The sequence below is a fragment of the Streptomyces sp. DSM 106670 genome (genome assembly GCF_055792845.1).
On record NZ_CM147704.1, the window covers coordinates 3,856,045 to 3,875,598 of the forward strand.

General features: G+C 70.6%; 19 protein-coding genes and 3 tRNA genes. 11 read left to right on the forward strand and 11 right to left on the reverse strand.

Annotated features, from left to right (window positions below; genetic code table 11):
- Positions 1–80: 80 nt before the first annotated feature.
- A tRNA-Asp gene (locus ACSMXR_RS17095) sits at positions 81–155 on the forward strand.
- 218 nt (positions 156–373) lie between these two features.
- Complete coding sequence (locus tag ACSMXR_RS17100; RefSeq protein WP_381792034.1) at positions 374–637, forward strand: DUF6274 family protein; 264 nt, start codon at positions 374–376, stop codon at positions 635–637.
- Positions 638–1,219: 582 nt separating this feature from the next.
- Here the strand turns inward: ACSMXR_RS17100 and bldC are convergent.
- Both bldC and ACSMXR_RS17110 read right to left on the reverse strand, forming a co-directional pair.
- Positions 1,220–1,426 carry a developmental transcriptional regulator BldC gene (bldC, locus tag ACSMXR_RS17105; RefSeq protein WP_003949541.1) on the reverse strand — a complete coding sequence of 69 codons (207 nt, stop codon included), beginning with the start codon at positions 1,424–1,426 and terminating at the stop codon, positions 1,220–1,222.
- Between the two features lie 635 nt (positions 1,427–2,061).
- Positions 2,062–2,907 carry a DUF8083 family protein gene (locus ACSMXR_RS17110; protein WP_473172258.1) on the reverse strand — a complete coding sequence of 282 codons (846 nt, stop codon included), beginning with the start codon at positions 2,905–2,907 and terminating at the stop codon, positions 2,062–2,064.
- 175 nt (positions 2,908–3,082) lie between these two features.
- On the opposite strand from ACSMXR_RS17110, the gene ACSMXR_RS17115 reads away from it, so the two are divergent.
- Together ACSMXR_RS17115 and ACSMXR_RS17120 are read left to right on the forward strand one after the other, a co-directional pair.
- The gene (locus ACSMXR_RS17115; RefSeq protein ID WP_364889300.1) at positions 3,083–4,174 is read left to right on the forward strand and encodes a Leu/Phe/Val dehydrogenase; all 1,092 of its coding nucleotides are present in this window, start codon (positions 3,083–3,085) and stop codon (positions 4,172–4,174) included.
- A 282-nt stretch (positions 4,175–4,456) separates the two neighbouring features.
- Positions 4,457–4,714: a DUF3073 domain-containing protein gene (locus ACSMXR_RS17120; protein WP_007447468.1), complete on the forward strand. Its 258-nt coding sequence runs from the start codon at positions 4,457–4,459 to the stop codon at positions 4,712–4,714.
- 142 nt (positions 4,715–4,856) lie between these two features.
- Here ACSMXR_RS17120 and purM read toward each other — a convergent pair whose 3' ends face one another.
- The 9 genes from purM to purS all read right to left on the reverse strand — a co-directional run bounded on the left by purM (position 4,857) and on the right by purS (position 14,317).
- Positions 4,857–5,930, reverse strand: coding sequence for a phosphoribosylformylglycinamidine cyclo-ligase (gene purM / locus ACSMXR_RS17125; RefSeq protein WP_218525795.1), 1,074 nt, complete (start codon positions 5,928–5,930; stop codon positions 4,857–4,859).
- Positions 5,931–5,990: 60 nt separating this feature from the next.
- Positions 5,991–7,517: an amidophosphoribosyltransferase gene (purF, locus tag ACSMXR_RS17130; protein ID WP_030076797.1), complete on the reverse strand. Its 1,527-nt coding sequence runs from the start codon at positions 7,515–7,517 to the stop codon at positions 5,991–5,993.
- A gap of 331 nt (positions 7,518–7,848) precedes the next feature.
- Entirely contained in the window at positions 7,849–8,703 is an 855-nt protein-coding gene (locus ACSMXR_RS17135) for an META domain-containing protein (protein ID WP_473172259.1), read from the reverse strand.
- Positions 8,704–8,812: 109 nt separating this feature from the next.
- On the reverse strand, positions 8,813–9,610 hold the full coding sequence (locus tag ACSMXR_RS17140; RefSeq protein ID WP_364889296.1) for a maleylpyruvate isomerase family mycothiol-dependent enzyme: 798 nt from the start codon (positions 9,608–9,610) through the stop codon (positions 8,813–8,815).
- Positions 9,611–9,647: 37 nt separating this feature from the next.
- Entirely contained in the window at positions 9,648–10,487 is an 840-nt protein-coding gene (locus ACSMXR_RS17145; RefSeq protein ID WP_137235414.1) for a M23 family metallopeptidase, read from the reverse strand.
- A 27-nt stretch (positions 10,488–10,514) separates the two neighbouring features.
- Positions 10,515–11,021 carry an ArsR/SmtB family transcription factor gene (locus tag ACSMXR_RS17150; protein ID WP_364889294.1) on the reverse strand — a complete coding sequence of 169 codons (507 nt, stop codon included), beginning with the start codon at positions 11,019–11,021 and terminating at the stop codon, positions 10,515–10,517.
- A gap of 121 nt (positions 11,022–11,142) precedes the next feature.
- Entirely contained in the window at positions 11,143–13,392 is a 2,250-nt protein-coding gene (purL, locus tag ACSMXR_RS17155; protein ID WP_218525790.1) for a phosphoribosylformylglycinamidine synthase subunit PurL, read from the reverse strand.
- Entirely contained in the window at positions 13,389–14,069 is a 681-nt protein-coding gene (purQ, locus tag ACSMXR_RS17160; protein WP_103508874.1) for a phosphoribosylformylglycinamidine synthase subunit PurQ, read from the reverse strand. Before purQ ends, purL begins: the two co-directional genes overlap by 4 nt.
- Positions 14,066–14,317: a phosphoribosylformylglycinamidine synthase subunit PurS gene (gene purS, locus ACSMXR_RS17165; RefSeq protein WP_010056446.1), complete on the reverse strand. Its 252-nt coding sequence runs from the start codon at positions 14,315–14,317 to the stop codon at positions 14,066–14,068. The genes purQ and purS overlap by 4 nt, the downstream gene beginning before the upstream one ends.
- Positions 14,318–14,737: 420 nt before the next feature.
- Between purS and ACSMXR_RS17170 the strand changes: the two genes are divergently transcribed.
- The 7 genes from ACSMXR_RS17170 to ACSMXR_RS17200 all read left to right on the forward strand — a co-directional run bounded on the left by ACSMXR_RS17170 (position 14,738) and on the right by ACSMXR_RS17200 (position 19,532).
- The gene (locus tag ACSMXR_RS17170) at positions 14,738–15,073 is read left to right on the forward strand and encodes a histone-like nucleoid-structuring protein Lsr2 (protein ID WP_086778324.1); all 336 of its coding nucleotides are present in this window, start codon (positions 14,738–14,740) and stop codon (positions 15,071–15,073) included.
- A 225-nt stretch (positions 15,074–15,298) separates the two neighbouring features.
- Positions 15,299–15,370, forward strand: a tRNA-Gly gene (locus tag ACSMXR_RS17175).
- Positions 15,371–15,449: 79 nt separating this feature from the next.
- Positions 15,450–15,522: transfer RNA gene (locus tag ACSMXR_RS17180), tRNA-Gly, on the forward strand.
- A gap of 129 nt (positions 15,523–15,651) precedes the next feature.
- Positions 15,652–16,731, forward strand: a complete 1,080-nt coding sequence (locus ACSMXR_RS17185; RefSeq protein ID WP_473172260.1) for an ABC transporter ATP-binding protein — start codon at positions 15,652–15,654, stop codon at positions 16,729–16,731.
- Positions 16,728–17,558 carry an ABC transporter permease gene (locus tag ACSMXR_RS17190; RefSeq protein WP_137235410.1) on the forward strand — a complete coding sequence of 277 codons (831 nt, stop codon included), beginning with the start codon at positions 16,728–16,730 and terminating at the stop codon, positions 17,556–17,558. The genes ACSMXR_RS17185 and ACSMXR_RS17190 overlap by 4 nt, the downstream gene beginning before the upstream one ends.
- A gap of 19 nt (positions 17,559–17,577) precedes the next feature.
- The gene (locus ACSMXR_RS17195) at positions 17,578–18,915 is read left to right on the forward strand and encodes a sensor histidine kinase (RefSeq protein WP_473172261.1); all 1,338 of its coding nucleotides are present in this window, start codon (positions 17,578–17,580) and stop codon (positions 18,913–18,915) included.
- Positions 18,912–19,532, forward strand: a complete 621-nt coding sequence (locus ACSMXR_RS17200) for a response regulator transcription factor (RefSeq protein WP_003968028.1) — start codon at positions 18,912–18,914, stop codon at positions 19,530–19,532. The genes ACSMXR_RS17195 and ACSMXR_RS17200 overlap by 4 nt, the downstream gene beginning before the upstream one ends.
- Positions 19,533–19,554: the final 22 nt, after the last annotated feature.

A 19,554-nucleotide genomic window follows, 5' to 3' on the forward strand; every position in this document is an offset into this window, starting at 1 on the left:
AGGAGTGAAGTCGACCTGGGCCTCCCACCTCCTGTACAGTCTGGTTTCGCAGCAAGCCGCAAGGCAAGCGGCGAAAACCTGGTCCTGTGGAGCAGTTTGGAGTGCTCGCCACCCTGTCAAGGTGGAGGCCGCGGGTTCAAATCCCGTCAGGACCGCAGTGGAAGAAAGCCCGGATCGTTTCGATCCGGGCTTTCTCGTGTCCTGCCCCGCGTCTTGACGGCTCCATCCGCCGCGGGTACCCCGTAGAAGCAGAGGCTGTCCCTGTTTCTCGGCGTTCCCCGGTGTTCCCCGGCGCTTGTCGGTGCTTCCCGACGCTCGTCGGCGCTCTCACGGCGGGGGACGGCCGGGCCGGGCCCACCGGGAGGTGGCTCGTATGTCCGCGTCCGCAGCACGACACGAGACCCGCGCGCTGCTGCGCGCCCATCTGGCGGCCGCTTCCGCCTATCGCCACCTCACCCGGCACTGCGCGGTCTGCCACCGCCTCCTGCGCCTCGCCATGGAGCCCGGAGCGGCCCCGGGAGCGGGAGAAGCGGCCGAGATGGCCCCGGACCGCTCCGACGCCGCCCAGGACGCCGCCGGGCGGCCGGACGGGAACGAGGACGAAAGACCCCCGACGACACGACCATCGGCCGGGTGACTCCGCGTTCCGACAGTGGCAGGCTCGGAGTTGGCAAGCGTCGGACAGTGTGACGGTAGTCACCGAAAGAGTTTTCAGACCGGGGGATTTTACGCCTCCCCTACAACTGGTGAATTTAATATGTGCAATTGCACGGGGCGGTGGACTCGCGAGGACCGTTCCGTCCGGGGCTGTCCCACCGCGTCCGGGACGCTCACCCACACTCCCGCACAGACCCGCTCACAGACCCACGAAGGCCCCCGCCGGCCCGCTGAAGCCGACCGACCGCCCGGTTCTGGCAACGGCCGCCGGCGAGACGGCAACGGCCCGGGAAGGCCCGAAGAGGCCCGTCCGGCGACGCGGAACCCGGGTGCGGAGCCCGGGCACAAAAAAAGATCGCGCTGGACCCGGCGGAGTCCAGCGCGATCGATACGACGGCACCCGTAGGACACAGGTATGACGCCCGTTGGGGCAGGCGTCCGTCGAGTGGAGCTATGGGTGGACGGCTGAGGTTGGGGGACCTGGCAGCTGCCCGATTGGTGATGCTGTGCTGCGGTGGTGCTGTACTGCTGTACTGCTGTGCTGCTGCGTGGCAGGGGTGTGTCAGGCCTCGCTGCGCTGCTGCGGAATACCCGCAAGCAGTGCGCGGACCTCTGCCTCGCGGTACCGGCGATGTCCACCGAGCGTGCGGATGGACGTGAGCTTGCCAGCCTTGGCCCAACGGGTGACCGTCTTCGGGTCCACGCGGAACATCGTGGCAACCTCAGCCGGGGTCAGCAGCGGCTCGGCATCAGGGGTGCGAGCGGTCATGAGCGGCCTCCTCGGGAGAACCGAACCTTCTCGGTTCTTTCCTCTAAATTCTGCACCTTGACCCGCGTTGCCCGAAATGGCGGACGCGGGCCGAGTCGGTTATAGGACGAACGGCTTGTCCTCGGCACTACAACTACACCATCCGTCCAGCCACGTCGGCCAAACCGATGGAATTGCCCTCCCAGGTGTTCATCAGCGACGGAAGCCGATGGACCATGCCATAGCGGACAGTCACGCCCCAGTGACGATCAGTCACAGAGCGATCAGGAGTCGTCAGACCCCCCATAGAGTGCAATGTCGAGCATTCTGCCCTTACTTGGACAGAAGGAGCCCTCCCCGGACTCCTTGTCCTATTTTGGCATGAGGGGTAGGGATAGGCGCAAGGGCCCCGTTAGTGCTGTCCATCACGCTTGAGGCAAAGGCCCGGTTCGGGACGTAGGTCCTGGGCCCAGCGGCGTACGCTTCCGCCTCACACATCACACGCGCCACACAGGACGCAGGTTCACGGCCCGTCAACTGATCGTCGAGCCCCCTCCGCCGCCCTCCGCCGAGGCGGCCGGCTTCCTCCTCCTTCCGGCTCCGAATGAAGGATGCCCCGGTTCCATCACCTTGATGCCACTGTGGGCCTTTTCACGTCAATTGGTGAACTGGAGGTCCCTGACCGCCCGCCAGCGCTCCGCGAGCCGCGCGTACGCCACCCCCGCACCCTCGCTGTCGCCGTCCCGCAGCGCGGTGAGCCCCTCCGCCACATCCGCCGCCGACCGGTCCCCGGCGAGCCGTTCCGCCGGCAGCGCGTGGACGAGGCCTCCGTAGTCCAGCTCGACCAGCGAGCGCGGATGGAACTCCTCCAGCCAGCGCCCCACGTCCACCAGGCCCTCGGTCAGCGGGCCTTCGGGAACGCTCTCGCGCAGGGTCCGCAGCGCCCGTGCCAGCCGGCGCCGGGCCTCGACCATCGGGGTGCGGTAGCGCAGGACCGGCGCGGCCCCGTCCTCGTCCGCCGCCGCGTACTCCCGCTCCTCGTCGTGGAAGAGGACGAACCAGCGCACCGGGACCTGCCACACCGTGGTCCGGATCCAGGGCCGGGCGTCCGGGTGGAGCCGCTGCCAGCGCTCGTGGTCCGCCGTCGCCTGGCCGCGCACCACCGCGGGCAGCAGGGCGTCGAGCACGTTGGCCGGAAACATGCCCCCCAGCTCCTCCAGTGCCAGCCAGCCCCGCAGCCTGGTCCGCCACGGGCAGACGCACACCACCCCGTCCAGCTCCGCCACGACCGCGTCGCCGCTCTCGTGCACGGGCACCCCGACCGGCGGCGTCGACGCCAAGTCGGCCAGCGAGCGGCGCAGTTCGTCCTGGGCCGTGGGGAGCTCCTCGCGCTGCGCGTAACGCGCCCAGTGGCTCCGCTCGGGCTCGGCGAATGCGGCGAGCGGCTCGTAGATCCGGAGGTAGGACGTGTAAGGGACGAGCACCGAAGACACCACCGACATGGAGCGCATCGTGTCATGGCTCCGCACCCCCGGAGGGTGATCCTTCGCGCAGGGGCAGATCCGCGCCGCCGGAGGACTTACGCTCTTGCCCATCGGACCGGCCGTGCCGGTCGGTCCGGGGTCCTCCCCACCCCTAGGAGGGCCTCCGCCGCTTCGTTCTTTGGGAGTCACCACAGTGACCGATGTGACTAGCGGGCACGTTGACGTACTGCAGACCCTGTTCCACTCGGATCAGGGGGGCCACGAGCAAGTCGTGATCTGCCAGGACCGTGCCAGCGGCCTCAAGGCCGTCATCGCCCTCCACTCCACCGCCCTGGGCCCGGCCCTCGGCGGCACCCGCTTCTACCCGTACGCCTCCGAGGCCGACGCCGTCGCCGACGCGCTGAACCTGTCGCGCGGGATGTCGTACAAGAACGCCCTCGCGGGCCTCGACCACGGTGGCGGCAAGGCCGTCATCATCGGCGACCCGGAGACGATCAAGAGCGAGGAACTCCTCCTCGCCTACGGCCGGTTCGTCGCCTCGCTCGGCGGCCGCTACGTCACCGCATGCGACGTCGGCACCTATGTCGCCGACATGGACGTCGTCGCCCGCGAGTGCCGCTGGACCACCGGCCGCTCCCCCGAGAACGGCGGCGCGGGCGACTCCTCGGTGCTCACCGCGTTCGGCGTCTTCCAGGGCATGCGGGCCTCGGCCCAGCACCTGTGGGGCGACCCGACGCTGCGCGGCCGCAAGGTCGGCGTGGCCGGCGTCGGCAAGGTCGGCCGCCACCTCGTCGAGCATCTGCTCTCCGACGGGGCCGAGGTCGTGATCACCGATGTCCGCGAGGAGTCGCTGCGCGCGATCACCGACCTGCACCCGGAGGTCACCGTGGCGGCGGACACCGACGCGCTGATCCGCACCGAGGGCCTGGACATCTACGCGCCGTGCGCACTCGGCGGCGCGCTGAACGACGACACCGTCCCCGTGCTCACCGCGAAGGTGGTGTGCGGCGCGGCCAACAACCAGCTCGCGCACCCGGGCGTGGAGAAGGACCTGGCCGACCGGTCGGTTCTCTACGCACCCGACTACGTGGTCAACGCCGGTGGCGTGATCCAGGTGGCCGACGAGCTGCACGGGTTCGACTTCGACCGGTGCAAGGCGAAGGCGACGAAGATCTTCGACACCACGCTGGAAATATTCGCACGTGCGAAGGCGGATGGGATTCCGCCGGCCGCGGCGGCCGACCGGCTCGCCGAACAGCGGATGGCGGAGGCGCGCTCCCGCTGACCGGGCGGCGCTCAGCGACCCGCCGGCCGACGAGACAAGACTCACGCCCGTCGGCGGGTCGTACCTCCACAAGAGGTTAAAATCGCAGTTGACCAGCGAGGACGGGGCTCCTCACTGGCCCTGTGCCGGGGACCGGAATGCGGGCGGCGTACCGTATGGCCACGGAAGCAGGTACCGTTAAAGCTCTACGGGCGCGGTCTCTCTGTCGAGAGTCCGTCCCGAAACATGAACGCGTGTCAAGACTCTGGGGCCGTCGAGCCCCGTCACCGAGGGGGTCGAGCCATGGGGCGCGGCCGGGCAAAGGCCAAGCAGACCAAGGTCGCCCGCCAGCTGAAGTACAGCAGCGGCGGGACTGACCTGTCGCGTCTGGCCAATGAGCTGGGCGCATCGCCTTCGAGTCAGCCACCGAACGCAGAGCCGTTCGAGGACGACGACGAGGAAGATGACCCGTACGCACAGTACGCGGATCGCTACAACCAGGACGATGACGAGGATCAGGACGATCAGTCCGGTCCATCGTCGCAGCGCCGCGGCGCTTGACCTCGCCTGACACATCAACCCGGTCCGGGCCTGCCCCGGGCCGGGTTCTGTGTGTCCAGAACCGGCCGTGCCCGGTGCGGCCCGGTGCCCGTTCCGTGCCCGGTGCGCCGGGCGGACCGCCCGGCGCACCACGGCGTACGGCTCAGCGTGCGTAGCTTCCGGTCAGCTCGGCGCCCGTGGTGTGGTCGCCGCGGTCGGTGATCTCACCGGCGACCCAGGAGTCGACCCCGCGGTCGGCCAGCGTGGTCAGTGCCGCGTCCACCGAGTCGGCAGGGACGATCGCGATCATGCCGACCCCCATGTTCAGCGTCTTCTCCAGCTCCAGCTGCTCGACCTGACCGGCCTTGCCGACCAGGTCGAAGACCGCGCCGGGCGTCCAGGTGGAGCGGTCCACGGTGGCGTGCAGGCCGTCCGGAACGACCCGGGCCAGGTTGTTCGCCAGGCCGCCGCCGGTGACGTGGCTGAAGCCGTGCACCTCGGTCGTCCGGGTGAGGGCCAGGCAGTCCAGGGAGTAGATCCGGGTGGGCTCCAGGAGCTCCTCGCCGAGCGTGCGGCCGAACTCCTCGACCTCGCGGTCCAGCGTCCAGCCGGCCCGGTCGAAGACCACGTGGCGGACGAGCGAGTACCCGTTGGAGTGAAGACCGGAGGACGCCATGGCGATGACCGCGTCACCCTTGCGGATACGGTCCGGGCCCAGCAGGCGGTCGGCCTCGACCACGCCCGTACCGGCTCCGGCGACGTCGAAGTCGTCCGGGCCGAGGAGACCCGGGTGCTCGGCGGTCTCGCCGCCGACCAGGGCGCAGCCGGCCAGGACACAGCCTTCGGCGATGCCCTTCACGATGGCCGCGACACGCTCGGGGTGCACCTTGCCGACGCAGATGTAGTCGGTCATGAACAGCGGCTCGGCGCCGCAGACGACGAGGTCGTCCACGACCATGCCGACGAGGTCGTGGCCGATGGTGTCGTACACGCCCATCTGACGCGCCAGGTCCACCTTGGTGCCCACACCGTCGGTGGCGGAGGCGAGGAGCGGACGCTCGTAACGCTTCAGCGCCGAGGCGTCGAAGAGACCGGCGAAGCCGCCGAGCCCGCCGAGGCCGGCGACCTCGGGGCGCTGGGTCTTCTTCACCCACTCCTTCATCAGCTCGACGGCACGGTCACCGGCTTCGATGTCGACGCCGGCCGCCGCGTAGGAAGCACCTGTTGTCTCAGACATGGCCTGGGATCTTTCGTGTGGAGATACGGGGCTGGTGGGGGATGCGGCGGCGCGTCCGGGTCACGGACGGCGCAGCGCGTCGGCCGCGGCGGTCGCCGCCGGGCCCGCCGCCAGCTCGGTCTCCAGCAGCTGCTTGCCGAGCAGCTCCGGGTCCGGGAGGTCCATGGGGTACTCACCGTCGAAGCAGGCGCGGCAGAGATTCGGCTTGTCGATCGTCGTCGCCTCGATCATCGAGTCGATCGAGATGTACGAGAGCGAGTCGGCGCCCATGGAGGTGCAGATCTCGTCGACGGTCATGCCGTTGGCGATCAGCTCGGCGCGGGTCGCGAAGTCGATCCCGAAGAAGCAGGGCCACTTCACCGGCGGCGAGGAGATCCGGATGTGGATCTCGGCCGCTCCGGCCTCGCGGAGCATCCGGACCAGGGCGCGCTGGGTGTTGCCGCGGACGATCGAGTCGTCGACGACCACCAGGCGCTTGCCCTTGATGACTTCCTTCAGCGGATTCAGCTTGAGCCGGATGCCGAGCTGGCGGATGGTCTGCGAGGGCTGGATGAAGGTCCGGCCGACGTAGGCGTTCTTCACCAGTCCGGCGCCGAACGGGATGCCGCTGGCCTCCGCGTACCCGATCGCGGCGGGGGTGCCGGATTCCGGGGTCGCTATGACGAGATCCGCCTCGACGGGGGCCTCGGCAGCCAGTTTCCGGCCCATTTCCACCCGGGAGAGGTAGACGTTCCGGCCGGCGATATCGGTGTCCGGACGGGCCAGGTAGACGTACTCGAAGACACAGCCCTTGGGCTTCGCTTCTGCGAATCGCGAGGTGCGCAGACCGTTCTCGTCGATGGCGACGAGCTCGCCCGGCTCGATCTCGCGTACGTAGCTGGCGCCGCAGATGTCGAGCGCGGCGGACTCCGAGGCGACGACCCAGCCGCGCTCCAGACGGCCGAGGACCAGCGGGCGGATGCCCTGCGGGTCACGGGCGGCGTAGAGCGTGTGCTCGTCCATGAAGACCAGCGAGAACGCGCCCTTGACGTCGGGGAGCACCTTGGCGGCGGCTTCCTCGATGGTCAGCGGCTTGTCGTCCTCGTCGCGCTGCCCGGCGAGCAGCGCGGTCACCAGGTCGGTGTCGTTGGTCGCGGCGACCTGGGTGGCGCGGCCGTCCTTGCGCGGGAGGTCGGCGACCATCTCCGCGAGCTGGGCGGTGTTGACCAGGTTCCCGTTGTGGCCGAGGGCGATCGAGCCGTGCGCGGTGGCACGGAACGTCGGCTGCGCGTTCTCCCACACCGAGGCGCCGGTGGTGGAGTAGCGGGCATGACCGACCGCGATATGGCCCTGGAGGGAACCCAGAGACGTTTCGTCGAAGACCTGCGAGACCAGTCCCATGTCCTTGAAGACCAGGATCTGGGACCCGTTGCTCACTGCGATGCCCGCGGATTCCTGTCCGCGGTGCTGCAGGGCATACAGTCCGAAATAGGTGAGCTTGGCGACCTCTTCACCCGGAGCCCAGACACCGAAGACGCCGCAAGCGTCCTGGGGGCCTTTCTCTCCGGGGAGCAGGTCGTGGTTGAGTCGTCCATCACCACGGGGCACGGCACCGAGTGTAGGCGAGATCGACCACTGGTCCGAATTGGGGACCGATGGGCAAACGCGCGGTGGAGCACGGGGAACGGGCCCGCCGGCCGCCCGGAGCGGGCGATTCGCGGGACTTCGGCCGGTGACCCTGCGTGATGGACGCGTCGGTGGGCCGGCCTTCGCCGGGGGAACGCGGGGCTCACTTTCGGGCCGAGAGGCCGGTTACCGGCCGGTAGGGATCATCGGCGGCGGACGGGCGGCCGTGGCGCTCGGTGAACGCGCCCCAGGCCCGGCCCGGCCGCCGGCCGAACGCCCGTTTCGTGGTGAGCCTCACACCGGGGAGCCGGGTTCAGCCGTGCTGGGAGCTGTTTTCGGCCCCGGGAGACGCGGCCGTGGCGCCGATCCCCTTGCCGCCCTCGGCGGTGACGGTGAGCGTGCCGCCCTTGATCGTGTACGTCGTCGAGCCCTTCAGGGCCGCGAGCACGGCGCGCTCCACCGCCATCTCCTGCTCCGGGCACATCCTGCGGGTGCCGGCCACCGGCCCGAACGTGATCGTGCCGTCCTTGACCGTCGCCTTCCCGCGGAAGGAGTTGCAGCCGGAGTGGCCCTGCACGGCGCCGTCCTCGGAGATGGTCAGATACGGCGTCCGCTCCTTCGGCAGATCCGCCGGCACGGTGGTGGCCGTCTGCCCGCTGAGCAGCGTGGTCACCGCCCACCGGGTGCCGACCAGGTCGGCGGGCTTCTCCTCGCTGAGGGCCATCGTGTCGCCTCCTTCGGTGGTGAGGGTCAGCCTGTCGCCGGAGAGCTTCGCGGTGTGCTCGCCGCCCATCGCGTCGATGGCGGCCTTCTCGAACTTCTCGACGTCCTCCTCGCACGCCATCTGCGTGGTGACGGGCTTGCCCAGGGTGATCCGGTCGCCCTTCACCCGGGCGTCCACGCTGATGTGGTTGCAGCCGAAGTGGGCCTTGGCCCGGCCCTTCGGGTCGATCTCCAGCCGGGAGCCCTCCGGGGCCTCGGTCTTCTTCCCGCCGACGGTCACGGAGTCGACGCGCCACGCCACCCCGGTGACCGGGACATCGCTCTGCACGGCGTCCCCGCCGTCGCCGGAGCCCTTGGCGGAGCCGGGACCCGACTCCGTACCGCAGGCGGCGAGGGCGAGGAGGGCCAGGACACTGACGCTGAGGGTCGTACGTTGTGTGCGCATGGCGATGTGACGGAACGGGGCCCCGATCCGGTTCCGCCGCCTCCGGTTCCGTCCGTTGCGCCGCCTCCGGTTCCGTCCGTTGCGCCGTGGGCCGGGCCGCCCGGACCTCTCAGGCCAGCAGCGGGAGCAGCGCGGCCAGGTCGGCCCGCTCGCCACTGGCGCTGACCTCGGCGTCCGCCAGGGCCCGCGCCCACTCCGTACGCCCGGTGGCGAGCCGGATCCAGGTGAGCGGTCCGGTCTCCACGACGTTGGGCGGGGTGCCCCGGGTGTGCTTGGGCCCGCCGATGCACTGGACCACCGCGAACGGCGGGACCCGCACCTCGACCGATCCGCCGGGCGCCCGGTCCGCGAGGGTGTCCGCCAGCAGCCGAGTGCAGGCGGCCAGGGCCTGCCGGTCGTACGGGATCTCCAGCCCGAGCGCCTCGTTCAGGTCGTCGGTGTGGACGATCAGCTCGACGGTCCGGGTGACCAGATAGTCGGTCAGCCGCATGGAGCCGACCAGGGTGGGCAGCAGCCGGTCGCCCGTGCCGGTGGCGGGGACGTCCGCGAGGAAGGCCGCCTCCACCTGCTCGTACAGCGCGAGGAGGTCGGGGCGGGCGGCCGCCGGGGCCGGGGCCTCGGGGTCCCTGACGAACGCCGCGACGGCCGGCGGCCACTCCAGGAGGGTGGTCGCGGGCTTGGGTCCCGGCGGCTCCGGCAGGGCCAGGTCCCGGCTGACCGAGCCGAGCCCCTGCGCGATGTGCGCGACCAGATCGCGCACCGTCCAGTCGCCGAGCCGGGTCGGCCGGGCGAGCTGGTCGGGCGTCAACGAGCGGACGGCGTCGCGGACATGGGCGTACTGGGCGAGGACCGCCGTCCGGGTCCTGAGGTGGTCGTAGGCGCGCGGGCGCTTCTTGGCCGGTGGCATGGGGCCGAGACTAACCGGCCCCACCGACATCGCCCGGTCAGGCCGGGGCGGCCTGCTCCTCGACCGTGAACGTCTCGCCGTTCGCGGGGACTCCGACGCCCCGCCAGGTGAACGGGATGCCCCGGGCCGAGTCCGGGTCCGGGCCGTCCATCAGGTGGAAGTGGAGGTGCGGTTCGGTGGTGTTGCCGGAGTTCCCCACGCGCCCGAGCCGCTGTCCGGCGCGGACCCGGTCCCCGGGCTTCACCTGGAGCGAGCCGCGCTGAAGGTGGGCGTAGACCGCGTACGTGCTGTCGCCGAGGTCGAGGATGACGTGGTTGCCGATGATCCGGTGCGCGCCGACGATGCTGCGCGCGTCCCCCTCGATCAGCATCAGATAGAGCAGCGCGGGCAGCGAGTTGCGGCTCAGGTGGTCGCGCTGGCCGTCGCTCGCGCGGACGACCGTGGCGTCGGCCACCGCGAACAGCGGGGCGCCGAACGCCGGGAAGTCGCGGTTGCGGCGGACGACCGGCCAGAACCAGCGGAACGCCGGCCGGGCGGAGGCCTCGCCCGCACCCGTCCCGGGCTCCGCCACGATGTCGATCGCGTACGTCTGTCCGTACACGTGCGTCCCATGGCTCGGCACCTTGTCCGCCGGGCTGTTCAGGGCGGACCAGCGGCCGGTCACGGGCGGGGCGACCTCGACCGGGGGCCGGCTCTCCAGGGTCTCCTTGGGGCCGGTGCGGCTCAGGACGAGGCCGATGACCACCGCCGCACCCGCGGGCACGAAGGTCAGGCCGAACGGCAGCAGCGGTTCGAAGAAGACCCCGGTGAGCACCAGCACCCCGAAGAGGAGCCAGCACATGCGGTGGAGCACCGCCAGGACTTTGCGGACGGACATGGTCGTTTCCCCCAGTTGTCTGCGGTTCTACGGCCGCGCCGCCGTCAGCACCACCAGCAGCGGCACGACCCGGGCGGGCGGCACCTCGTACTTGCCGCGCCCGGCGGCGTGCAGCCATCCCGCCCCGGTCAGCTGGCGCAGATGGTGGTAGATCTGGCCGGTGGTCCCGGCCCCGTCGAGCGCGGCCAGCTCGGCGGCCGTCCTCAGGCCGCCGAGGATCTCGCGGAGCAGGCGCAGCCGGACCGGGTGGCCCAGCGCGGCGAACGACTCGGCCGTGTCCGCCCAGTCGCCGTCGAACAGTGCCTCGGTGAAGGCGCCGTACTGCCATCCGTACTGCTCACCGGTGGGCAGCCGGACCGAGCCCGTGTAGAGCACCCCTCCGTCGGCCCCGGTCTCCCCGGCGTCGGCGAGCTGCTGTTTCAGCCCTTCCAGCGCCCAGAAGTCGCCGTCGCCCAGGCGGGGGGACTCGGGGTCCCGTCGCTCCAGCGCCGTGAGCCGCCGCTCCAGCTCGGCGACCCGCTGTTCCAGCTCCATGACACCAACCTTACGTAATTACGTAATTTCCATCAAGAGGTTCGAGAGGGTTCGGGGAAAGCCGAAACCCCTGCCCGGAGGACCCGGGCAGGGGCTTCAAAGGCGCCGGTCGGCGCGCGGCTCAGGCGAGCAGCGCGGGGATCGTCGCCTCGTGCGCCGTACGCAGCTCGCTCAGCGGGATGGAGAACTCGCCCTGGAGCTCGATCTCCTCGCCGTCCACGACACCGATCCGGGCGACGGGCAGACCGCGCGCCCCGCACATGTCGGTGAAGCGGAGCTCCTCGCTGCGCGGGATCGAGACGACCGCGCGTCCCGCCGACTCGGAGAAGAGGAACGTGAACGCGTCCAGGCCGTCCGGCACGACCAGCCGGGCGCCCTTCCCGCCGCGCAGGCAGGACTCGGTGACGGCCTGGATCAGACCGCCGTCGGACAGGTCGTGCGCGGCGTCGATCATGCCGTCGCGCGAGGCCGAGATGAGGATCTCGGCGAGCAGCTTCTCGCGGCCGAGGTCCACCTTGGGCGGCAGGCCGCCGAGGTGCTGGTGGACGACCTCGGACCAGGCCGAGCCGCCGAACTCCTCGGCCGTGTCGCCCAGCAGGTAGAGGAGCTGGCCCTCTTCCGCGAAGGCGACCGGCGTACGCCGGTTGACGTCGTCGATCACGCCGAGCACGGCCACGACCGGCGTCGGGTGGATCGCCGTCTCACCGGTCTGGTTGTAGAGCGAGACATTGCCGCCGGTGACCGGGGTGCCCAGCTCCAGGCAGCCGTCCGCGAGACCGCGGGTGGCCTCGGCGAACTGCCACATGACGTCCGGGTCCTCGGGCGAACCGAAGTTGAGGCAGTCCGAGATGGCCAGCGGCTTGGCGCCGGAGGCGGCGACGTTGCGGTACGACTCCGCCAGCGCGAGCTGCGCGCCGGTGTACGGGTCGAGCTTGGCGTACCGGCCGTTGCCGTCGGTCGCCATCGCCACGCCGAGGTTCGACTCGGCGTCGATGCGGACCATGCCCGCGTCCTCGGGCATCGCCAGGACGGTGTTGCCCTGCACGAAGCGGTCGTACTGGTCGGTGATCCACGCCTTGGAGGCCTGGTTCGGGGATGCGACCAGCTTGAGGACCTGCTCGCGCAGCTCGGCGGCGTTCGCCGGGCGGGCGAGCTTGCCCGCGTCGTCCGCCTGGAGCGCGTCCTGCCAGGACGGCCGGGCGAACGGACGGTGGTAGACCGGGCCGTCGTGGGCGACCGAGCGCGGCGGTACGTCCACGATCTGCTCGCCGTGCCAGAAGATCTCCAGCTGGGAGCCGTCGGTCACCTCACCGATGACGGTGGCGATGACGTCCCACTTCTCGCAGATCTCCAGGAAGCGGTCCACGTGCTGCGGCTCGACGATCGCGCACATGCGCTCCTGCGACTCGCTCATGAGGATTTCCTCGGGCGAGAGCGAGGAGTCACGCAGCGGCACGGTGTCCAGCTCGACGCGCATGCCGCCGGAACCTGCGGAGGCCAGCTCGCTGGTGGCGCAGGAGAGCCCGGCGCCGCCGAGGTCCTGGATGCCCGCGACGAGCTTCTCCTTGAAGATCTCCAGGGTGCACTCGATCAGGAGCTTCTCCTGGAACGGGTCGCCGACCTGGACGGCGGGGCGCTTGGCCGGGCCGGTGGACTCGAAGGTCTCGCTCGCCAGCACGGAGACGCCGCCGATGCCGTCGCCGCCGGTGCGGGCGCCGTACAGGATGACCTTGTTGCCGGGGCCCGAGGCCTGCGCGAGGTGGATGTCCTCGTGCTTCATCACGCCGATGCAGCCGGCGTTGACCAGCGGGTTGCCCTGGTAGCAGGCGTCGAAGACGACCTCGCCGCCGATGTTGGGCAGACCCAGGCAGTTGCCGTAGCCGCCGATGCCCGCGACGACGCCCGGCAGGACGCGCTTGGTGTCGGGGTGGTCGGCAGCGCCGAAGCGCAGCGGGTCGACGACCGCGATCGGGCGGGCGCCCATCGCGAGGATGTCGCGGACGATGCCGCCGATGCCGGTGGCCGCGCCCTGGTAGGGCTCGATGTACGAGGGGTGGTTGTGCGACTCGACCTTGAAGGTGACCGCGTACCCCTGGCCGACGTCGACGACGCCCGCGTTCTCGCCGATGCCGACGAGCATCGCGTCGTTCTGCGGGACCTTCTCGCCGAACTGCTTGAGGTGGACCTTGCTGCTCTTGTACGAGCAGTGCTCGGACCACATCACCGAGTACATGGCGAGCTCGGCGCCGGTGGGACGGCGGCCCAGGATCTCGCGGATCCGGGCGTACTCGTCCTCCTTGAGGCCGAGCTCCTTCCAGGGCTGCGCGGCGTCCGGGGTCTCGGCCGCGTGCTTGACCGTATCCAGGCTCATGCGTTGACCAGCTTCTTGATGATCGAGGTGAAGAACCCGAGGCCGTCGGTGCGGCCGGTGCCGATGAGCGGCTCCACGGCGTGCTCCGGGTGCGGCATCAGGCCGACGATGTTGCCCGCGGCGTTGGTGATGCCCGCGATGTCGCGGAGCGAGCCGTTGGGGTTGCCGTCCAGGTAGCGGAAGGCGACGCGGCCCTCGGCCTCCAGCTCGTCGAGCGTGTGCTCGTCGGCGGTGTACCGGCCGTCCATGTTCTTGAGCGGGACGCTGATCTCCTGGCCGGCGCTGTAGTCCGAGGTCCAGGCGGTCTCCGCGTTCTCCACCCGCAGCTTCTGGTCGCGGCAGATGAAGTGGAGGTGGTTGTTGCGCAGCATCGCGCCGGGCAGCAGGTGCGCCTCGGTCAGGATCTGGAAGCCGTTGCAGATGCCGAGGACCGGCATACCGGCCTTCGCCTGCTCGATGAGGGTTTCCATGACCGGCGAGAAGCGGGAGATGGCTCCGGCGCGGAGGTAGTCGCCGTAGGAGAAACCACCGGCCAGGACGACCGCGTCGACCTGGTGCAGGTCCTTGTCGCGGTGCCACAGGGATACGGGCTCGGCGCCCGCGATCCGGACGGCGCGCAGGGCGTCCTGATCGTCGAGGGTGCCGGGAAAAGTGACGACGCCGATACGGGTGGTCACTTCTCCTCCTCCACCTTCACGACGAAGTCCTCGATGACGGTGTTGGCGAGGAACGTCTCGGCCATCTCGTTAATACGGGCGAGGGCGGCGTCGTCCACCGGTCCCTCGACCTCCAGCTCGAAACGCTTTCCCTGACGAACGTCCGCGATTCCCTCGAAGCCGAGACGGGGCAGTGCACGCTGCACCGCCTGTCCCTGCGGGTCGAGGATCTCGGGCTTGAGCATGACGTCGACTACGACGCGTGCCACTGGCACTCCCGGTGTGGTGGTGTGGTGCGGCTGTCTCTCCGGGGGGTTCCCCAGACCCCCGCGGGTCCACTCAGCGTACCTGGCCAAAATTTCTACGCGGGTAGATATCGGGCGGCACGGACACGGTGAGCATGCGGCGCAGATCACGCCGAGATATCGGACACGACACCGCACGGAAAAGGTCTGGGAAAAACCCACCCGGATTGCACACGGATTGCACACGGACACGCGGATGTAATTGGCGGGGCTTCACAATGCGGTGTCCACCGCTGTACAAATGATTACCGGGGAAAGCAGTATTGCCCCGGGAACAACGGAACAGTCGACATCTCGTCGATCCACATCCGCCCGCCTGACAGCCGGAAGGCCGGCATCCGCGTACGCGACACGCGCCGGTGCCGTAGGAAAGGACCGATATCCGTGGCTCAGCGCGTAGTGGTGACGCTCTCCGACGACATCGACGGGGGAGCAGCGGCGGAAACGGTGACCTTCGCTCTGGACGGGAAGACGTACGAGATCGATCTCAATCCCGCCAACGCGAAGAAACTGCGGAAGACCCTGGCGCCCTACGTGGCCGCCGGCCGTAAGCAGACGAACGCCGGCAAGCACGGCAGGACGCCCACGGCCTACCACCACACCTCCCTCGCCCCGGACCCGGCGGCCGTCCGCGCCTGGGCCCGCTCGCACCGGATGGAGGTGCCGGCCCGGGGCCGCATCCCGAAGAAGGTCTACGAGGCGTTCGCGGCGGCTAGCTGAGCCGGGGCGGCGGGCGGCGGGCGGCGGGCGGCGGATCATGCGGCCGCCGCGTCCGGACGCTCCGTCAGGCGGCCCCGGGCGGCCCGCCGGACGACCTGCCGGCCGGGTCGGCGGGACCGCTCCGCGAGCTCCGCGGGGAGCCGACTTGCGCGACACCCCCGCAGGTCGGCTAGAGTCTGGAGCACGCCGAGGGGCGAGGCCGCAAAGCCGAATCCCACGCAGCGTGCGGGTGTAGTTCAGTAGTAGAACATCCCCCTTCCAGGGGGAAGGCGCAGTGTGCAATTCCTGTCACCCGCTCTGCACGACTCTTCGGACCACTCAAGTGGATCAGGTAGAGTGGTGCTCGCTCCACCGGTGAAAGCCGAGTGGCTGCACTGCGGACGTAGCTCAGTTGGTAGAGCGCAACCTTGCCAAGGTTGAGGTCGCCAGTTCGAACCTGGTCGTCCGCTCAGAGGCAAAGGCCCCGATCGTTTTCGATCGGGGCCTTTGGCGTTCTTCCGCCACCCCATGACGTTTGTCATGGACAGTGATGACAGCGCGCACTGCTCGCGGGCCGGTTCCGGCGGAAACCTTGAAGCATGACCAGCGACGACATTCTCAACGACCGACGCGACGGTGGAACGTTTCCGGTCACGGCCCCCACGGGCGCCGTGACCCCGGAGACGGTGATCGCGGTGGACGGGGTTCGCCGCAGCTACAAGGACGGCTTCGAGGCCGTCTCCGGCGTCTCCTTCTCCGTCGCCCGCGGCGAACTGTTCGCCCTGCTCGGGACGAACGGCGCGGGCAAGACCTCCACCGTGGAACTCCTCGAAGGACTGGCCCTCCCGACCTCCGGGACCATCAAGGTCCTCGGCCACGACCCGTACCGCGAACGCGCCGCCGTCCGCCCCCGTACCGGCGTCATGCTGCAGGAGGGCGGCTTCCCCTCCGACCTCACGGTCATGGAGACCGTGCGGATGTGGTCGGCGTGCACCACCGGCGCCCGCCCCGCCGCCGAGGCCCTGGCGATGGTCGGCATGACCGCACGGGCGAACGTGCGGGTCAAGCAGCTGTCCGGCGGCGAGAAGCGGCGTCTGGACCTGGCGCTGGCCCTCACCTCGCGGCCCGAGGTCCTCTTCCTGGACGAACCGACCACCGGGCTGGACGCCGAGGGGCGGCGCGACACCTGGGATCTGATCCGGGCGCTCCGTGAGTCCGGCACGACCGTCCTGCTGACCACGCACTATCTGGAGGAGGCCGAGTCCCTCGCGGACCGGCTGGCGATCATGCACCAGGGACAGATCGTGACGGCCGGGACGACCGCCGAGGTCACCGCCGCGCACCCGGCCCGGATCCGCTTCACCCTGCCCGACGGCGTACCGGCCGGGCACCTTCCCCTCTCGTTGCGGGCCGGCGCGGAGGGGCAGCGGGTGGAGATCCGTACCTCCACACTCCAGGAGTCCCTGCACGAACTGCTCGGCTGGGCACAGCAGTCGGGCGTGGAACTGCTCGGGCTCGACGCCCGCTCCGCTTCCCTGGAGGAGGCGTTCCTGCAGATCGCGAACACCCAGCTCCGCTCGCGGGCCGACGACCCGCGCAGGGCGGGGCCCCGGCACGGGTCCGCCGCCCCGCACCCGGACGGCAGCACTCCGAACGAGACGAAGAAGGTGACGGCATGACCACGCCCACCGCCCTCGCGGAGGGCCGCACGGCCCCCGGCCCGGGCCCCTCCCCCTCCGGTTGGTCCGCCTCCCTCCGGCGGCTGAACGCTCTCGCCCGCGCCGAACTGATCCTGCTGATCCGCAACCGGTCCGCGATCTTCGTGGCCCTGGTGCTGCCGATCGTGATGATCTTCTCGATCCGGGCCTCGCTCGAACAGATCGACCTCGCCGGCACCGGACTCTCCGTCGCGGGCGCCGCCCTCACCGGCGGCATCGGCATCGTGCTGGTCCAGGTCGTCTACATGAACCTCGTCACCGGCTACGTCACCCGGCGTGAGGAACTCGTCCTCAAGCGGCTGCGCACCGGCGAGGTCACCGACCGGGAGATCCTGATCTCCACGGCGCTGCCCTCCGTGGCGCTGGCGGTCATCCAGAGCGTGCTGCTCGTCGTGGCGGGCGCGATCGCCTTCGATCTGAGCGCGCCGAAGCGGCCGGAGCTGTTCCTGCTGGGACTGCTCGCGGGCTTCGTGATGATGTCGGCGCTCGCCGCCGCGACCTCCGCGGCGACCCGGACGGTCCAGACCTCGCAGATCACCACGCTGCCGCTGTTCTTCATCTCGCTCTTCGCCTCCGGGATCATCGTCCCGCTGGGCGTCTTCCCGGAGAAGCTGGCCGCCGTGTTCGAGCTGCTGCCGCTGACCGGCGTGATGACCCTCGTACGGCACGGCTGGCTCGGCGGCGTGGAGACCGGCGACCTGGTCACGGCCGCCGTGGCGGCGCTGGCCTGGACCGCCTTCGCGGTGTTTGCTGTGCGACGGTGGTTCCGCTGGGACCCGCGCGGCTGACGTGAAGGAGCTGAGGGGCGTGATCGGTCGGGTACGGGGCTGGCGGCGCGGCTGGCACGAGCGCAGCAAGCTCCAGCGCATCGACCTCTACACGCGGGTGACGCTCTACTCGGTCACCTGGTTCTTCGCGGTGTCCTGGGGCCTGCTGCCGCTCGGCGACGCTCTGGACAACGGGTCGGTGGCGGTGGCCCTCGCCGCCGCGTTCCTCGTCGCCAACATCACCCAGTCCGTGCTGAGCAACCGCAATCTCTCGGCCGCCTTCGACGACTACCGGGGGGCCGGCCCGTTCCCTCCCGGGCGGCTGCGGCTGCCCGTCGCGCTCCAGGTGGTGATGACCGGCGTACTCGTGGCGCTCGCGTCCGTGAACGGCGTCAAGGACCAGGGGCTGGTGCTGCTGGTCCTGGATCTGCCCGTGGCGTTCGCCATCCCGTACGTCCTGCTCATCCCGGTCCGGAGGTTCCTGGGTCTCAGCGCCGTCTACGCCGCGCTCGTCGTGGCCCTCCTGGCGGCCGTGGGCGTGCCGGGCGGGGCGCTGATCGGGGCGACCTCCTCCCTGGTCGTCGTCACCCTGCTGGTGCTCGTCTCGACCCGGCCGAGCGTCTGGAGCCTGTCCGTGATGTGGCAGGCGGAGGAGGCGCGGGACATGCAGGCGCGCCTCGCGGTGGCGGAGGAGCGGTTGCGGTTCGGCCGGGACATGCACGACGTGCTGGGCCGGAACCTGTCGGTGATCGCCCTGAAGAGCGAGCTGGCGGTGGAGCTGGCCCAGCGCGGGAACGCCGCGGCGGTGGACCAGATGGTCGAGGTGCAGCGGATCGCCCGGGCCTCGCAGCAGGAGGTCCGCGATGTCGTACGCGGCTACCGGGAGGCCGATCTGCCGACCGAACTCATGGGCGCGCGAGGTGTGTTGCAGGCCGCCGGGATCACCGTCACGGTCGAAGGGGCCGACGGCCCGGCGGGCATCGGGGCGCCGGCCGCCGTCCAGGCCGCGCTGGGCTGGGTGGTGCGCGAGACCGCGACGAACGTCCTGCGCCACGGCGACCCGCGCCACTGCTGGATCCGGCTCGCGCGGACGCGGGACGCGGTGGTCCTGGAGGTCGAGAACGACGGGGCCGGCGCGACGGATCCGCTCGGCGGTCCGGACGACGGCGGTGGTTCGGGCCTCGCCGGACTCCGCGAACGGCTCGGGGCGCTCGGCGGGACGCTCAGCGCCGGGGCCGCCGGGGAGGACCTCTTCCGGGTGACGGCGACGGTCCCGCTGACGGCCCCCCGCCCGGCGTCCTCCGCTGCCCCCTCCTTCTCCTCCCCCTCCACCCCCTCCTCTCCCGACACCGCTTCCGCTCCTCCGGAGGAACGATGACCACCGCGCAGCCCCTGCGGGTCCTGCTGGCCGACGACGAACACCTGATCCGGGGTGCGCTGGCCGCGCTGCTCGCCCTGGAGGAGGACCTCGTCGTGGTCGCGGAGGCGGCGAGCGGCCCCGAGGCGCTGGCGATGGCGCTGGCGCACCGGCCCGATGTCGCCGTCCTGGATCTCCAGATGCCGGGTGCGGACGGTGTGAAGGTCGCCACATCGCTGCGGACCGAACTGCCCCACTGCCGCACCATGATCGTGACCAGCCACGGCCGCCCCGGGCACCTCAAGCGGGCGCTGGCCGCCGGTGTACGGGGGTTCGTCCCGAAGACCGTCAGCGCCCGCCGGCTCGCCGAGATCATCCGTACCGTCCACGCCGGAAACCGTTACGTGGATCCGGAGTTGGCGGCCGACGCCATCTCCGCCGGGGACTCCCCGCTGACCGCCAGGGAGGCCGAGGTGCTCGAACTGGCCGCGGACGGGGCGCCGGTCGCGGAGATCGCGGAACGGGCCTCGCTGTCCCAGGGGACCGTACGCAACTACCTGTCGTCGGCCGCCACCAAGATCGGTGCGGAGAACCGGCACACGGCAGTGCGTCTCGCCCGCGAGCGGGGTTGGGTATAGTAGGCATCGCGCTTCGGCGCAC

Excerpts from the sequence above, each read along its gene's own strand:
- ACSMXR_RS17100 (WP_381792034.1), top strand. The coding sequence starts at position 374 with ATGTCCGCGTCCGCAGCACGACACGAGACCCGCGCGCTGCTGCGCGCC.
- bldC (WP_003949541.1), bottom strand. The coding sequence starts at position 1,426 with ATGACCGCTCGCACCCCTGATGCCGAGCCGCTGCTGACCCCGGCTGAG.
- ACSMXR_RS17110 (WP_473172258.1), bottom strand. The coding sequence starts at position 2,907 with ATGTCGGTGGTGTCTTCGGTGCTCGTCCCTTACACGTCCTACCTCCGG.
- ACSMXR_RS17120 (WP_007447468.1), top strand. The coding sequence starts at position 4,457 with ATGGGGCGCGGCCGGGCAAAGGCCAAGCAGACCAAGGTCGCCCGCCAG.
- purM (WP_218525795.1), bottom strand. The coding sequence starts at position 5,930 with ATGTCTGAGACAACAGGTGCTTCCTACGCGGCGGCCGGCGTCGACATC.
- ACSMXR_RS17135 (WP_473172259.1), bottom strand. The coding sequence starts at position 8,703 with ATGCGCACACAACGTACGACCCTCAGCGTCAGTGTCCTGGCCCTCCTC.
- ACSMXR_RS17140 (WP_364889296.1), bottom strand. The coding sequence starts at position 9,610 with ATGCCACCGGCCAAGAAGCGCCCGCGCGCCTACGACCACCTCAGGACC.
- ACSMXR_RS17145 (WP_137235414.1), bottom strand. The coding sequence starts at position 10,487 with ATGTCCGTCCGCAAAGTCCTGGCGGTGCTCCACCGCATGTGCTGGCTC.
- ACSMXR_RS17150 (WP_364889294.1), bottom strand. The coding sequence starts at position 11,021 with ATGGAGCTGGAACAGCGGGTCGCCGAGCTGGAGCGGCGGCTCACGGCG.
- purL (WP_218525790.1), bottom strand. The coding sequence starts at position 13,392 with ATGAGCCTGGATACGGTCAAGCACGCGGCCGAGACCCCGGACGCCGCG.
- ACSMXR_RS17185 (WP_473172260.1), top strand. The coding sequence starts at position 15,652 with ATGACCAGCGACGACATTCTCAACGACCGACGCGACGGTGGAACGTTT.
- ACSMXR_RS17190 (WP_137235410.1), top strand. The coding sequence starts at position 16,728 with ATGACCACGCCCACCGCCCTCGCGGAGGGCCGCACGGCCCCCGGCCCG.
- ACSMXR_RS17200 (WP_003968028.1), top strand. The coding sequence starts at position 18,912 with ATGACCACCGCGCAGCCCCTGCGGGTCCTGCTGGCCGACGACGAACAC.